Origin of the sequence: Schlesneria sphaerica (assembly GCF_044336245.1) — a bacterium.
GTDB lineage: Bacteria > Planctomycetota > Planctomycetia > Planctomycetales > Planctomycetaceae > Schlesneria > Schlesneria sphaerica.
The window spans coordinates 6,523,385-6,536,779 of sequence record NZ_CP172346.1; the positions used below are offsets into that span (position 1 = coordinate 6,523,385).

Consider the following 13,395-nt stretch of genomic DNA (forward strand, 5'->3'; position numbering starts at 1 on the left):
GAGCGCGGACTAAATGTCGATGATTGCCGCCTGTCTTTCGATCTCTTCCAGTTGCACGAGGTCCCCATTCCCCATGCCGGGACAAACGGTCTGTCCCCGCTTCCAGGTGTCCTGGCTCTCAAGGTTTGAATTCCAGAACGGCCAGGTGCCGCATTGAGGGGGGCGAACCGGGTAAATTGTACATCGACGAGTCTGTCCGTCGAAGAAAGTACAATCACCGTTGGGGTAGTCGCGTAGCGTTCTTCGGCCACCAAGCAGTTTGGTGTGCGTGATGCGGGTTTCCCCGATCGACTCACCGCGAAAATCGGCGATCGCCTGCAGTTCTTCATCAGTGACCCAAACGACACCCGGAGAACCTGTGCAGCAGTTACCGCACTGCGTGCACTTGAACTTCAGTCCGTCTGAATACCATTTCTCCGTTGTGCTCAATGTAAATCTCTTTTTCCGTCGGAAAGGGTCGGGGGGAATTAACGTGTGCCCCGTCGGCCCCGAATCTTCAAAATCCGCAGGCCACCTCGGTGGCTCGTCAGACCATGGGTGCTGGAATACGGCCTCTATTAGAGCAGGTGAACCCACTTTCGTTCAAACGGAGCAGAACCTTCGCGCTGCTCGTAGAGCGCTGCGGTGCCTCCGACGAGTTGCGAAACTTCGAGAACCTTCCTCTAGCAGGTCCGATCCGAATTTCTGTTGAGCGACGAGGTGGTGTTCGATCAGATTGAAACTGTTTCAAGGGCCGGTTAAGTGGCCCGCTCCGGTCCCGCGCCCTACTGAGCGGCGACTGCTTTGGCATCGGCAGGGGACTTCTTTTTCACTCGCAATGTTACGGGCGGGGATGCCTGATTGCCGACTCCCTGAGTGACAGCATGGATCAGTCGCTCGGTCTCGGGGACCCAGGGACGAGCGGTAAGGAAGATCTGTCGCTCCGTCTCCTGCTTGCGGACCAGCACTCCCGATAGTCCGATGTTATCGACGATGATTCCGTGAGGCAGGTTATCGATGTCAAACCGAACGTCGTCCTCGTGACCGTTCCGTTCAACGATAATTTTGGCGGTGATCGTCGTGCCCGGCTCGATGACCAGACCACCCTCTTCTGTGGTCGAATGGGGGTCATCGGGAACGAGAGAAACTCGGACAGGACCGGGCTTGTCCAGTTTCACTTCTCCCAGTCCTCCGATGGTCTTCGTGACGAGCCGTCCATTGATCTCTGCCGTCGCGAGGATCGTAATTCTGTCCAGGTCTGCTTGAGTCGGTTCTGGAGCAGATTGAGAGGCGGTCAGGACGCTGAACGCTTCATAAAGCCCCGCCTCAATTATAGTCGGTGACGAGGCATCAAAGCCTTTCGGCAAACCAGCCAGATCGAGTCTGACCGGCCCGTCAAAGTGATCCAGTCGTGACAGTGTGAACTTCAGGCGTTGTCCGCTTCCCGCTGGAACTTTGGGATTCATCGTATTGACGGTCACGGTGAAGTCAGGGTTGGGCCGACGAACTTTCAACTGATAGGAAAAGTCTGGACCACTGAGCCCCCGAACATCTGTCACTTTGATGAAATACGCACCCGTTGCTGGTGCAGTAAACAAGATTCGCGAATCCTTGCCCAGTTTTCGTTCCGCATCGTCATCGTTGGCGTAATACACGGGAAAGACGGGAAGACCATTTTCGACGATGTTCGAATCGGGAGGATATGCTTCGACGATATAGGCGGGCTCATCTTTGGCGTGGGCCGCTGCACTGGTGTCGAAATAACCACGTCTCTTCCCGTCGACCGAGTACAGCACATAGCCCGAGTCAGGACCTTGAGGGGCGCGAAATGTTTTGCAGACTTCTCCGTTCATGTAGACCAACTGATTCAGGTCCATTTCTTCCCAGAACTCGAGCCTGACGTCGGGCGAAGACGAATCGATCGGCCGGAAATTAATCCAGGAATCGCGCACTGCCTGCAGGAGTGCTCTGAGCACCGGTTTTCCATTCGGATACTGAATCTCGAGTTTCGTATCGGCATGTGATCCGTTGCGGGCGGCGATCGTCTCGAAGACGAACTGGTCACCCTGACGAGCTTCGATCCGGTAGTAATCGCCGTCGGACGTGGCTCGGTTCGGGCTATTCAATTCTCCCTGCACGAGACAGGGAACCGACAAGGTTTGAGCGGCTTGTGGAGTGTTATTCGGCTCGATCTCGGTTACGGGACTAAGATGCTGCGAGAACGCGATCTCTGCAGGACGTGTCGTCTCGACCAGTGGCGCCATTTCTGTGTGTGAGTCAGCAAGGGCGGGATCGATGGGGTAGATCTGATGATCGCCGTTCATGCGTCCGACAAGCAACCGTCTGTTGTCGGGGGCGAAGGCCAGTGCCGACGCCCAGTCGGGTTGCCGTTCAAGGACGGCCACCTGGGTGTACGTGTTTGTTTCCCAGATCTTGATGCGCAGGTCTTCGGACGTTGACGCCAGCAGGCGACCGTCAGGGGAATAAACGACAGCCAGAATCGGGCCTTCGTGCGCGAACCGAGCGAACAGAACGGGGTTCGTCCCTTCCTGACCCGTGTCGCTGATCTGCCAGATTCGGATTCGGGCATCAGCCCCTCCTGCGGCAACGTGTTTCCCATCAGGACGAAACGCCACCGACGTCTGTTCCTTGGCTGGCTGCGAAAACGTGTCGAGTCGACTGCCAGAAGCGACATCCCACAGTTTGACGGTTCGATCGCCACTTGCCGTGGCAATCAACTTCCCGTTCGGCGAGAAACTCGCACTGTAAATCGCGTCGTTGTGTCCTTGAAAAGTCTTCAGGGATTGACCTGTCGCGACGTCCCAGACGATCAGATTGCGGTCATATCCCGCGGTTGCGAGCGTTTGTGCATCGGGACTGAGCTGTGCCGAGTAGAGTGTGTCCTGGTGTCCCTGAAACAGAGCACTGCGGGTCCAGTCGGCAGTGTTCCAGAGGGTCGCTTCGCCGAGCAGTCCCACTTCCCCTGCTGCCACACACAGCCACTTTCCGTCCGCAGAGAAACGGACTTCATTCACCGACCCTGTGTGTCCACTGAGGTGGATGGCGTTTTCCCCGGTGATGATTTCGATTCGTTGAGCCCGAGCAAGAGCAATCGTGTTTCCATCAGGAGAGAACGCGACTGATGTAATCGCTTCGATGACTTTCCCTCTGGGGGGGATCCTGGGAGTGACGAGATCAGGGTGAGTGAGGGGCGCAGCAGGCGCTTTTGCGCCGGCATCGATCCATTCACGAATCGCAGCAACTTCCTCGGGCGCGGGAGCAGGATGATCTTTCGGCGGCATTCTGGATTCGTCGGTCGCGGTCAGGCGTTTCCAGAGCAGACTTTCACGGCTCTTGCCCGCCACAATCCCCGGCCCTTCACTTCCCCCTTGCACGGTGCGGGCGTAGTCCTGCAGGACGAGGCCACCTTCCGCCTCTTGGGGGTTGTGGCAGCCGACGCAGTACTTCCGCAACACCGGGAGCACATCCCGATTGAACTCGGGTGGTTCCGTGGCATTGGCGAAAATTGGCGCGAACAGTAGACAAGCGATACCAGCGAGAAGCATCCGACTTTGCATGGAACGGACCTTTGCAACCAGGTGCGTAAAGAGTCCTCATCCTACGGCTGGGGGAAGAATCATGCCATCAAAAACGAACTGCTTCTTTTCATCTCGACCTGGCCACTATTATGTCATCGACAAGCAGTCATCGAGTTTCCCCGCTTGCAAACTCAATTGTTCATTGTCTCCCGTAAGTGTAACCAGGTTTGTCGGGCATGGTCTGAACTCCCGCGCCGGGACTTCATGCAACTTGCAACTGGGCACCATGGTTTAATGGTGAGACCACGTCGAACGTGCAATCGGACCACCGCGGATCCTGTCGGAAGTCCCTGCAAAGTTGGTCTGCGTGAGTTTTGCTATCGCAGAGCGCAGCCAGCGTGGGACCCCACGAAGTTTGAGCGACGCCCTCGATCCCTTGCCGTCGAATGACATCCGCCCATTCCGCCATGCGAGGATGCGCGAAGACCCCGCCTTGCGTGGGAGTGAAAAAGTCACCGACGGCATGGCCGAAGGCAAACATCGATTCACTGCAGCGTGAGAAGTCACGTTCGATGACGGCCGGCAACCAATCCATCAGGACGATCCGGCAAAGCTCAGCGGTGAGTGAGCTGGGCATGGGAGGTTGCCGTGCAAAGGCCGATTGCTCGGCTTCGCCTGACAGCCCCGCTGCTGAAACCGGTTTGGCAAGTACAAATTTCCATTCATCGGGGAAAGGAACTCGAGCGACCAGTGTGCCTAGCTGATTCGCGTCCAGCCGTCCCCCATCGACCAGGAACCCCCCTTGCTGAAACCCATACAACCCCACGGCGGATCGCATCCCGCGTTGCACGCGCCGAGCCAGGACTGGAAGCGGTACCTGAGACTCACCGGACAGTCGCGAGATCAGGCTGGCGACGGCCAGACCTAACTGCGTTCCCGAACCGAATCCACAATGGGAAGGGACCGTTTCGAGGATTTGAATCTGACAGGCCACGCGGTCTTGCGGTGCGAGATGTTCACGCGAGCGTCTCAGAAATTCGGTCACCCGGGATATCAGGTGCGTCTCGCCCAGTACGGCATCCTGTGTCTGACGCCGTGCTTTGAGAACGAGTCTTGGCGCGTCGATCATGACTCCGACTCCGCCGAAGCGGCCACCTGCCGGTGCTGCCACTGACAATGGTCCGAAGTGCAGGCGTGCGCCAGTCGTAATTGAGACTTCGTTGATCATATTTCTTTCAGTTTCAGGGACCCATCGGTCACGCCACGCGGACTGAATCTTTGTCGGACGCTCTCACGAGATGCACATGGCTGCTCGTCGGAGCAGTCCTGGCATTGTCGTCACAGAAAAGAAATGTTGCACGGCGGGAGTGTACAACGAATCAACGCTTTTATCCTGCGTTCGAGCGGCGGAAGGACGCTGGCAGCGACTGACACGTTGAAATCCTGACGATCATTCAATTCGGAAGGTCTCCGTCCGGATCGGAATGGGCGCGCGGGGAATTTCCCCGCCACTGAGCCGATTGCCGCCGTCGATTGGTTACACTGTTGGGTGGGAGTGGCTCAACGGTTCTTTCTCGCCCCGATCTCGTTATAGAATCATTGGTTCAGGATCCGTCCCGTTTTGGTTTCTTTGCTGAGGCAGGTTCATGCCAGTGTTGACGTCCGAAACTTCGGCCGAATTGTTAAATCGACTGTCCCATCTGTCGACACCCGTTATTGCCTCGGTGGCACTTGTGCATCTGCTGGTGTTCTTCTGGTTGATTGTCTGGTCGCGGCGTGACCTGCGGCGAATGGCTTCAGATTTCGACCAGTTCACGCGGGAATTGAAGTATCGAAGCATTCTCGATCGGGGATCAAACCTGTCGGATCAGATCGACGCCTTTCTCGCCGACATCAAAGATGTTCTCGATGATCCTTCCAAGACGACCGAACGGCAGAACCTCTGGCTGCGAATGCGGATCCTCGATGAGGAACGCCGCTATCTTCAGTCACACGCCTTTGAGACGTGGTACAACATCAGTCGTACCATGATTGAAGCCTATCCCCTGGCAGGAGTGCTGGGAACCGTTCTTGCGATCGGGGCCGGCCTGCAGTCGGGGCAGTCCAACGCTCAGCAAACCGTCTCGGACATTGTCCGCAATTTCGGTGAGTCGATCTGGTCGACGTTCATGGGACTGTTCTCTGCAATGGTGCTGATGTTCGTTAACAGTATCGTCGAGACGAAGTTTCGACGCCTGGCCGAGAATCGGGTCCACGTTCGGGAGACGGTAGCGCGAGCCAAGCGGGAATTATCGATCACGGCAGGAGCGCGCACATGATGCACGTTCGCCGCCTGACGCTCCAACTGACCCCCCTGCTTGATCTGATGCTGATCGTGATTTTCGCCCAGTACATGGAAGTTCGCATCGTCGCCACGCAGGAAGCGGATCGGCTGGCGAAAGTGCGCGAATCGGTCACCGAAGAGAACGCGGCGCTTCGTCAACAGGTCGACCAATGGGAACTGCAGCAGCGGTCGATTGATCAATCACGACATGACGAACGCGAGCAGCTCGGGCAACTCGTCCGGGAACTGTTCAAGATTCCGGAAGCGACGCTGACTAAGTTCCTGCAGCCGCGCAGCAAGAATGAGTCGGGTGGAATCTCACCTGCCGATGTGGCTGATCTCAAAGCGAGGTTTCAACAACTGGCATCATCGCGGGGCGATGAAATCGTCGATCACCTGCTCACCTTTAACGAGATGCGCAAACAATTCGACGTTTGGGAACTTTATATGCAAGAAGACGGTTCCCTGTTGATTACAATCGGACAGGATCGGCAGCGAATCAAGTCGCAGGTCATTGAATCGGCTGAAAACTTTGTCGATACCATCCTGCAGGTCAGCAAGAAGTTTCCGACGACGAAAAATAGCGTATTGATGCTGTGCAGCTATGGAAATTGCAGACTTCGCCATCGATTGGCGATGTCGCGTGGCCTGCCTGCCCTCGCCGAACGGTTAAAAGGGGACGGCGGAAGTACGCAAAAGTTCGATTATGCCGTCTTCGGTTACCGGCCTCAGCCTGAGCTGGGGCGTTGACTAGTGAACTATACGATCCTTACGAAAGGTCGAATCCAATGTCGGGAAAATCACGCGGAGGATTGTTCCGCACGCGGAACATACTGGGGGCTGCCTTGCTGGTGGGCCTGGGTGTGGGGCTTTACCTCGGCAAATGGGGGTTGGGAACCGGGGGAAGTGACGGCTGGGGAACCGGGGGCGGCGAGACTCACGTCAGTGTGAACTCTGACGGCGTCGTCAATCCACCACAAACCCTCAAGTCAGAAGTCCCTGCGCGCGTCTACCCTGTCACGGACGTCGTTCGCGTGGTGATCGACGAAGACAGTTACCTGCTACGGCAGGAAAGTGACGGGTCGAAAGATGTACCGATTACACTTCCGGAACTGATCAAACTGGTCGAGCAGGCGAAGGGGGATGCTGACGGGCTACGAGTGCGAATCTATGAAAATATGACGGCACGCGCTGAGGCTGAGGAAAATCTGAAACAGGAATTGTCGAAGGCAGGGGTACCGGACGCTTCGATCTTCTGGGTCCCGATCACCGCGGAATAATCGGATCCAGTCCCGCAGGGGGAGCCGCTGCGGAACTGTTCCATTCGATCGTCTTGTCACTTTCTCGGGCTGAAAGTCTGCATGAACCGGGTCATCTCTCTCTCCGTGCTGTTTGCGTTGATCCTGCTACTGGGCGGAATGCTGTTTCATGTCATAGCACCTTTCATCCTCCCACTGTTCCTGGCTGCTGTGCTGGCCGTCATCTGTCAGCCGATGCAGGCGTATTTCCAGCGTAAGTGTGGTGAACGCCGTTCGCTGGCAGCCGCGTTGACGACCTGCGCCGTGGTGGCGCTGGTTGTGGTACCGCTCGTGATTGGGACGTTCTTCTCTGCCGTGCAGCTTTATTCGCTGGCAGAGCAGCATCTGGACGGTGACTGGCACCGCAGCCTTGATTTGCTGTGGACCCGTACGGTCACTCCGGCCATCGAACGATTGGAACCCATCGTTCCTGGGGGCTTGTCGGAGGAACGTATTGATACCTGGAAACGCCAGTTTGGCGAGAGCATGCAGTCACTGGCGCGGCAACTGGCCGGACGCACCTTCCAGTATGCTTCGTCGACGGTGGGAATGTTTGTATCTTTGACTGTGGCGGCGGGGATTTTTATTACCGCCCTTTATTATTTCCTTGCCGACGGGCCGTTATTGATTGCAGCCGCAGAGGAACTGATTCCGGTTCCGGCAGATCATCAGCGCCGGTTGCGCGAGCGGTTCTCGAGCGTGGTACGAGCGGTCGTTACCGCCACGTTTCTTGCAGCGTTAATTCAAGGATTCGCTACTGCGATCGCGATTAACTTCTGCGGGATCGGCCATTTCTGGGTCTTCCTGGCAGTCGCCACGGTCGCGTCGGTCGTACCGCTGGTGGGAGCCTGGATTGTATGGGTCCCCTGTGCAGTCTGGCTGGGGCTGCAAGGCAATTGGATGGCTGCTTCGCTGTTGACGTTCTGGGGTGTCTGCATCGTCAGCATGCTCGACAATATCGTCAAAATCTACGTTCTACAGAATGATACCGACCTGCACCCGCTGCTGGCGTTTCTGAGCGTGGTGGGGGCCCTTCAGGTACTTGGACTGTGGGGAATCTTCATCGGCCCCATCGTGGCGTCCTGCCTGTTCGCATTAATTCACATGTTCAATGCCGAGCTGAAGGAACTCGTGCAGCAAGGGAATAGCCAGGCGAACCCTGAACCTCCCACTCCGCTGCCATCGCAAACCGGAGCGGTCATCGACGCGGCCGTCCCGGTTCCCGTAGTGGCGACACCCTCTTCGAACCCATCTCACTCCGGTGGATCCGGCGTCAAGTCGAAGCGTCGCAAGTGAGATGATCAGGGAGGAGGAAGAATCGTATCGATGTCGACGATCTGGCCTCGATTGTTCTCGCCCAAAGAGGCCAGCAGTCGACGAATGAGTTGTTCAGCCTCAGTTTTTTCGATCAACCAGCGGTCTCGGGCCGCCAGCCAGTTCGCCTGACTTGAAGACGATTCCTGTTCGGATTGCTTCAGTCGTTCTTCACCCTGCCGCAGTTCTTCGTCCCGGGCTTCGAACCACGCCGTGAGCTTCTGTCGTTCCTGAACGAATTCCTGCTGCTGGCGCTCGAACTTCGTCTGCGTTTCCTGCAGTTCGCGACGCTGCTCCTGCAAGGTTTCGTACATCTGCTGATAGTAGCCCGAGAGCGAAACGCGGACTTGTTCGACGCGTTGACGTGCTTCTTCCTGACTGACGACCTCTGTCAGTTGTGCCCAGGCTTCCTCGACAGCCAGTCTCATTTCGAGCGTGGCGCGATGGGTCTCTTCGAGTTCAGCTCTTAGTTTGTCGAGACGGGCGCGTCGACTTTCCATCCCTTCACTGCGCTCGGCCAGGGCGTCCAGTTGGCGTCGGATTTCCGCCTGCTGCAGCTGACGTTCCTGTTCCCAGGCGTCCCGTTCGGCCTGAAAATTTTGGCGGTCGAGTTCCGCCGTACTGCTGAGTGCCTGTCGAGTTCGATTAAATGTCTCGTATTCGCGGTCGATGGACTTCTCACGTTCGTCGATCGACGAACGGTACAGGTCGATCTGCCTGAGTCGCATCACCAGCAGCATGCTCGTTTCTTCCAGACGCGTCATTTCGACCTGTCGCTCGTGACGATAGTCGTTCTGGGCACGTTCGAAGTCAGCACGTGACTTATCGAGATGTTCCTGCTGGAAGCGAATTCGATTTTCGACCAGTGTTCTTTCGCGGGCCAGCTCTTCCTGCTGGAGTGTCAACGTTTTCTGTTGTTGCTCAACCGAATTCAACAACTCACTTCGTTCCGCGTGAAGTGCTTCGGCATGCTGCTGCCGCATTTTTGTGAGTTCGATTGAGAGTGCTTCGCGAGCGGCGAGAAACTCGGCATTGGCGCTCTGGACCGTCGCTTCGAGCAGAGACTTTTCACGGTCAAACTCGTTCTTTTCCAGTTCGCGGGCTCTCAGCCACGCCTCTTTTTCCTGTTGGAACGCTTCATTTCGCTGTTCCCATTCTGTCGTTAAAGACTTCCACAGGTTTTCACGTTCCGTTTGCAGGGTGCGCGCATTCGCGACGCTCAACTCTTCCCGCGCCCGCTCAACTTCGTCCTTCAGCAATTGCAGTCGGTCCGCTTCTTCCTTGAGAGACTGCTTAATCTGCTCGATCTGTGCCCGTTCTCCGTTCAGTCCTGCGAGAACTTCCTGATGAATCGTCTGCCGACGCTGGTAAAGCTGAACTTGAAGCAATTGCAGCGACTCGCGCCCCGATTCCAGCTCGCGGATCCGGTCTTCCAGTTCGGCCGTGCGCTGTGCGAACGAGGCTTCGATGGTGTCCTGCTGGGCCCTTCGCGCATCGAGTTCGGCACGTTCTTCAGTGATTTCATGCAGCAGCCGCTGACGTTCCTCTTCGAGGACACTCTGCCGTTCACGCAGCTCGTTATCCCGCTGCATCAGGTCGGTCAATTCGGACTGAATCTGCTGCTGCAGTCGCTGTGCGAGCTGGCTGACTCCCGGCAGATCACCGACTTCGATGCTTGTTGCCCGGGACGGCGTTTCGGAAGCAGGAGCACCGGGTACCGAGAGCCCTCGATGCTCAATGACGTCAACATCCGGTTCGTCAGCAGGGATTCGAACGGTCGTCGTGGGGGCTGCCGAGATATGGGGGCCATCGATTCGCAGGCCATTCGCAAGTAATGCGGGCCGTTGCGAGTCGGGGGACCGGCGCAAAGAGAGATGGTCCTGACCATCCTTGACTCGCTCGTTCATACGGGAATCCTTTCCCAGACTTGCGTGTTACATCACAACGCAACCACACAAGCGATCAAACTACTGAGGCGACTGATAAGTTTTTCTACTGAAACGGGCTCGTTGGTCAGACATGCTGGCCAGCGGGGCTGGCGGCAATGGCTGACCGGAACCGGCTGGCCAATCCCGCAATCGATCCGTCTGTTGGGGATTGGTCCAGTTGATCCGACAGCAATCTCTTAGAGGTGCTTATCGATTGCGGCGCTGAGCCTTGACTTGGGAGTCACACCGACGAATCGATCGACGATCTGACCATTTTTGAACACGATGACAGTCGGGATCGAGCTGACGCCGTATTCGCTGGCGACGTCCTGATTGTCGTCGATGTTGACCTTACCGATCTTGGCACGGCCGGAATAGTCCTTGGCGAGTTCTTCGATGGTGGGGCCGAGCATTTTGCAGGGACCGCACCAGGGAGCCCAGAAGTCAACCAGAACGGGTTCCTTGCTGTTGATCACATCGGACTGGAATCCTGCATCGGAGAATTCCGCTACATTGCCTGCCATGATTTTCCTCTCGGATCGAATAAACCGCGCAAATGTTCTGAACACGGGATTATAGACAAATGCCGGATTGGGTCAATTTGGATACGCGGGCCGTCTCAGCGGCCCATCCCCCCCGTAGCCGACTTCTTTCATTCTCGGCAAAAAGCCGCTTTGGAGTTGCGTCTACAATACAAGGCGGGGCCTGAAAACCCGGATCAGCTTGGCAATTTCGGGCCCCGGTTTTTGTCGCGGAATTTAACGATGCTAACGGACTCTCCGTCGTTAATGACGCTGTCGCGCTCCGTAGGTGCCGTATGCCCCTTGTGAAAAGTTGATCGATCGAGAACTGATCCGTTTCACCGAACTGACCAGATGATCAATTTCCTCAGTGGTGTTGTAGAAAGCGAACGAAGGGCGAACTGTCGCGTCCAGTCCATAGCGTCGCAGCGATGGCTGTGAGCAGTGGTGGCCGGCCCGAACGGCAATTCCTTCCAGATCCAGCAGCTTGCCAACCTCTTCTGTACGGAAATCCTTCAGCACAAAAGAGATAACACTCACCTTTTCACGGGCCTGTCCCACAATGCGCACGCCGTCGATCGGCAGCAACCGCTCGGTGGCGTAGTGCAGCAGGTGATGTTCGTACTTCCCGATGTTGTGTAGACCCAGACTCTGGACATAGTCGAGAGCGGCCCCCAGTCCGACGACGTCCGCGATATTCGGCGTGCCTGCTTCGAACTTGTTGGGGGGGGCCGAATAGGACGTTTCTTCGAACGTCACATTCTTGATCATGTTGCCTCCTCCCTGCCAGGGGGGCATGATCTCCTGCACCTCCTGCCGGGCGTAGACGGCTCCGATCCCCGTGGGGCCGAAAATCTTATGTCCCGAAAAGACGAAGAAGTCGCACCCGATTTCCTGGACATTCACGGGAATGTGAGAAACCGACTGAGCTCCGTCAATCAGCACACGGGCACCGTACCGCTTCGCCATCTGCGTCATTTCGGCAACAGGAAGTATCGTTCCCAGGCTGTTTGACGCCTGCGTGAGAGCCACGAACTTCGTCTTCGGGCCCAGCAGCGCCTGGTACTCTTCCAGAATCACTTCCCCACGGTCATTCACCGGGATGACCCGCAGGACGGCCCCCTTCTCTTTCGCCACCATCTGCCAGGGAACAATGTTCGCATGATGTTCGAGCATCGACATCACGATCTCATCACCCGGCTGCAGGAACTTTCGTCCGTAGGTCTGGGCGATCAGGTTCACCCCTTCGGTCGTTCCACGCACAAAGATAATTTCCTTGGACGAAGCGGCACCCAGGAACTGATGGACCTTATCACGTACTCCTTCGAATGCATCGGTCGAGCGGGCCGCCAGCGAATGGGCGGCACGGTGAATGTTCGAATTATCATGAGCGTAGTAATACGAGATCGCGTCGATCACCTGCTGAGGTTTCTGCGTCGTCGCCGCGTTGTCGAACCAGGCCAGCTGCTTGCCGTGAACTCGCTGATGTAAAGCAGGAAAGTCACGTCGAATCGACGGCAGATCAAACGGCCGGGCTCCCGAGAGGGGGGGCTGAGGCAATTGAGGGGGCGTCAGGATCTGTTTTAGAAACGAAATTCCAGGCGAGCCGGGGCAGAACCCATGGTCCACTTCGGGGACCGGATTCCGGATCTGGTTCACAAAATTGCGGAGTCCGTCCGGAGAGATATCAGCAACCTGATGCAGTCCACCGCTGTATCCGGTAACGGACTGTCCTGGTACCGAGTGCAAATCCTGGGGAACGCCGTGCGGTGCGTGCCCCTGCACATCGGATGGAGCGTACCTCTCATCGCTACGGGCGCTGATCCCCGGGTGATGCGGAATACCCCCTTGAGCCGGCAGGCTCGAAGTCGGGAAGTAAGACGATCCGGTCTGGAACTGTTCAGGCGAGAACGGCCCCCCCCCGTTATGAGGTGTGTTCGACACGTAGCCAGGGGCTGAGGTCGAGTGGGGCACCGAAGTCAATGCGTCGGTGAGATGCGAACCCGAGGAATAAGGAGCGGGACGCTGGGGCAACGAGACGGGGGCGGCGGTGTGGTGTGAACCGGAGAGGAACGGTCCGGACCCATAAGGGACCGCCGCTTGCGATGTCGTAAAATGAGCGGTCGACAGATGCGGCGTCGATTCGCTGGGGACGGACGCATACGGGTTCGTCGCAGCTGATCCTGATGAATACCCGTTCTGATGCTGTCCGGCAGCCGGATAAGCCCCTGCGGGGTATTGTCCGGTGGCAAACGGCACCGCTTCCTGAGGAAAGGACGAGTACGGCACAGACTCGTGCGGGACGGACCCGTATGGCGGCGTTCCGGTCGGGAAGGAAGGTCCGTACGGTGCTGAATTCGGAATTCCGTCAGGCTGCGGAACGCCGTTGAATAATTGCGTCGCGATCTGGGCAATCAGATCGGGGGTGACTTCGTTCATGTCTGTGCCTTTGGCTCGATGTTTCCGAAACAGTGCATCTGACCTGTTTCTACC

The 13,395-nt window shown here is 57.0% G+C and carries 10 protein-coding genes; 4 read left to right on the forward strand and 6 right to left on the reverse strand.

Annotated features, from left to right (window positions below; all coding sequences use genetic code 11):
- Window positions 1-9 precede the first annotated feature (9 nt).
- From ACGY09_RS23430 to ACGY09_RS23440, 3 genes are all read right to left on the reverse strand, one after another.
- Complete coding sequence (locus tag ACGY09_RS23430; RefSeq protein WP_397569650.1) at window positions 10-429, reverse strand: YkgJ family cysteine cluster protein; 420 nt, start codon at window positions 427-429, stop codon at window positions 10-12.
- A 335-nt stretch (window positions 430-764) separates the two neighbouring features.
- On the reverse strand, window positions 765-3,557 hold the full coding sequence (locus ACGY09_RS23435; protein ID WP_397569651.1) for a c-type cytochrome domain-containing protein: 2,793 nt from the start codon (window positions 3,555-3,557) through the stop codon (window positions 765-767).
- A 223-nt stretch (window positions 3,558-3,780) separates the two neighbouring features.
- Entirely contained in the window at window positions 3,781-4,746 is a 966-nt protein-coding gene (locus ACGY09_RS23440) for a hypothetical protein (RefSeq protein ID WP_373652548.1), read from the reverse strand.
- 418 nt (window positions 4,747-5,164) lie between these two features.
- On the opposite strand from ACGY09_RS23440, the gene ACGY09_RS23445 reads away from it, so the two are divergent.
- From ACGY09_RS23445 to ACGY09_RS23460, 4 genes are all read left to right on the forward strand, one after another.
- Window positions 5,165-5,836: a MotA/TolQ/ExbB proton channel family protein gene (locus ACGY09_RS23445; RefSeq protein ID WP_373652547.1), complete on the forward strand. Its 672-nt coding sequence runs from the start codon at window positions 5,165-5,167 to the stop codon at window positions 5,834-5,836.
- Entirely contained in the window at window positions 5,833-6,591 is a 759-nt protein-coding gene (locus ACGY09_RS23450) for a hypothetical protein (RefSeq protein WP_397569652.1), read from the forward strand. Before ACGY09_RS23445 ends, ACGY09_RS23450 begins: the two co-directional genes overlap by 4 nt.
- Before the next feature lie 38 nt (window positions 6,592-6,629).
- Window positions 6,630-7,121: a hypothetical protein gene (locus tag ACGY09_RS23455; protein WP_397569653.1), complete on the forward strand. Its 492-nt coding sequence runs from the start codon at window positions 6,630-6,632 to the stop codon at window positions 7,119-7,121.
- 81 nt (window positions 7,122-7,202) lie between these two features.
- Window positions 7,203-8,435, forward strand: a complete 1,233-nt coding sequence (locus ACGY09_RS23460) for an AI-2E family transporter (protein WP_397569654.1) — start codon at window positions 7,203-7,205, stop codon at window positions 8,433-8,435.
- A 5-nt stretch (window positions 8,436-8,440) separates the two neighbouring features.
- Here the strand turns inward: ACGY09_RS23460 and ACGY09_RS23465 are convergent, their stop codons facing one another.
- The 3 genes from ACGY09_RS23465 to ACGY09_RS23475 form a co-directional block, all read right to left on the reverse strand.
- Window positions 8,441-10,360, reverse strand: coding sequence for a hypothetical protein (locus ACGY09_RS23465; protein ID WP_397569655.1), 1,920 nt, complete (start codon window positions 10,358-10,360; stop codon window positions 8,441-8,443).
- Window positions 10,361-10,578: 218 nt separating this feature from the next.
- Window positions 10,579-10,905, reverse strand: a complete 327-nt coding sequence (gene trxA / locus ACGY09_RS23470) for a thioredoxin (protein ID WP_373652542.1) — start codon at window positions 10,903-10,905, stop codon at window positions 10,579-10,581.
- 261 nt (window positions 10,906-11,166) lie between these two features.
- Complete coding sequence (locus ACGY09_RS23475) at window positions 11,167-13,341, reverse strand: SufS family cysteine desulfurase (protein ID WP_397569656.1); 2,175 nt, start codon at window positions 13,339-13,341, stop codon at window positions 11,167-11,169.
- Between the last annotated feature and the right edge of the window lie 54 nt (window positions 13,342-13,395).

Bases quoted from the DNA above. Each gene is read 5' to 3' on its own strand.
- ACGY09_RS23435 (WP_397569651.1), bottom strand. From the start codon at position 3,557: ATGCAAAGTCGGATGCTTCTCGCTGGTATCGCTTGTCTACTGTTCGCG.
- ACGY09_RS23440 (WP_373652548.1), bottom strand. From the start codon at position 4,746: ATGATCAACGAAGTCTCAATTACGACTGGCGCACGCCTGCACTTCGGA.
- ACGY09_RS23445 (WP_373652547.1), top strand. From the start codon at position 5,165: ATGCCAGTGTTGACGTCCGAAACTTCGGCCGAATTGTTAAATCGACTG.
- ACGY09_RS23450 (WP_397569652.1), top strand. From the start codon at position 5,833: ATGATGCACGTTCGCCGCCTGACGCTCCAACTGACCCCCCTGCTTGAT.
- ACGY09_RS23455 (WP_397569653.1), top strand. From the start codon at position 6,630: ATGTCGGGAAAATCACGCGGAGGATTGTTCCGCACGCGGAACATACTG.
- ACGY09_RS23460 (WP_397569654.1), top strand. From the start codon at position 7,203: ATGAACCGGGTCATCTCTCTCTCCGTGCTGTTTGCGTTGATCCTGCTA.
- ACGY09_RS23465 (WP_397569655.1), bottom strand. From the start codon at position 10,360: ATGAACGAGCGAGTCAAGGATGGTCAGGACCATCTCTCTTTGCGCCGG.
- trxA (WP_373652542.1), bottom strand. From the start codon at position 10,905: ATGGCAGGCAATGTAGCGGAATTCTCCGATGCAGGATTCCAGTCCGAT.
- ACGY09_RS23475 (WP_397569656.1), bottom strand. From the start codon at position 13,341: ATGAACGAAGTCACCCCCGATCTGATTGCCCAGATCGCGACGCAATTA.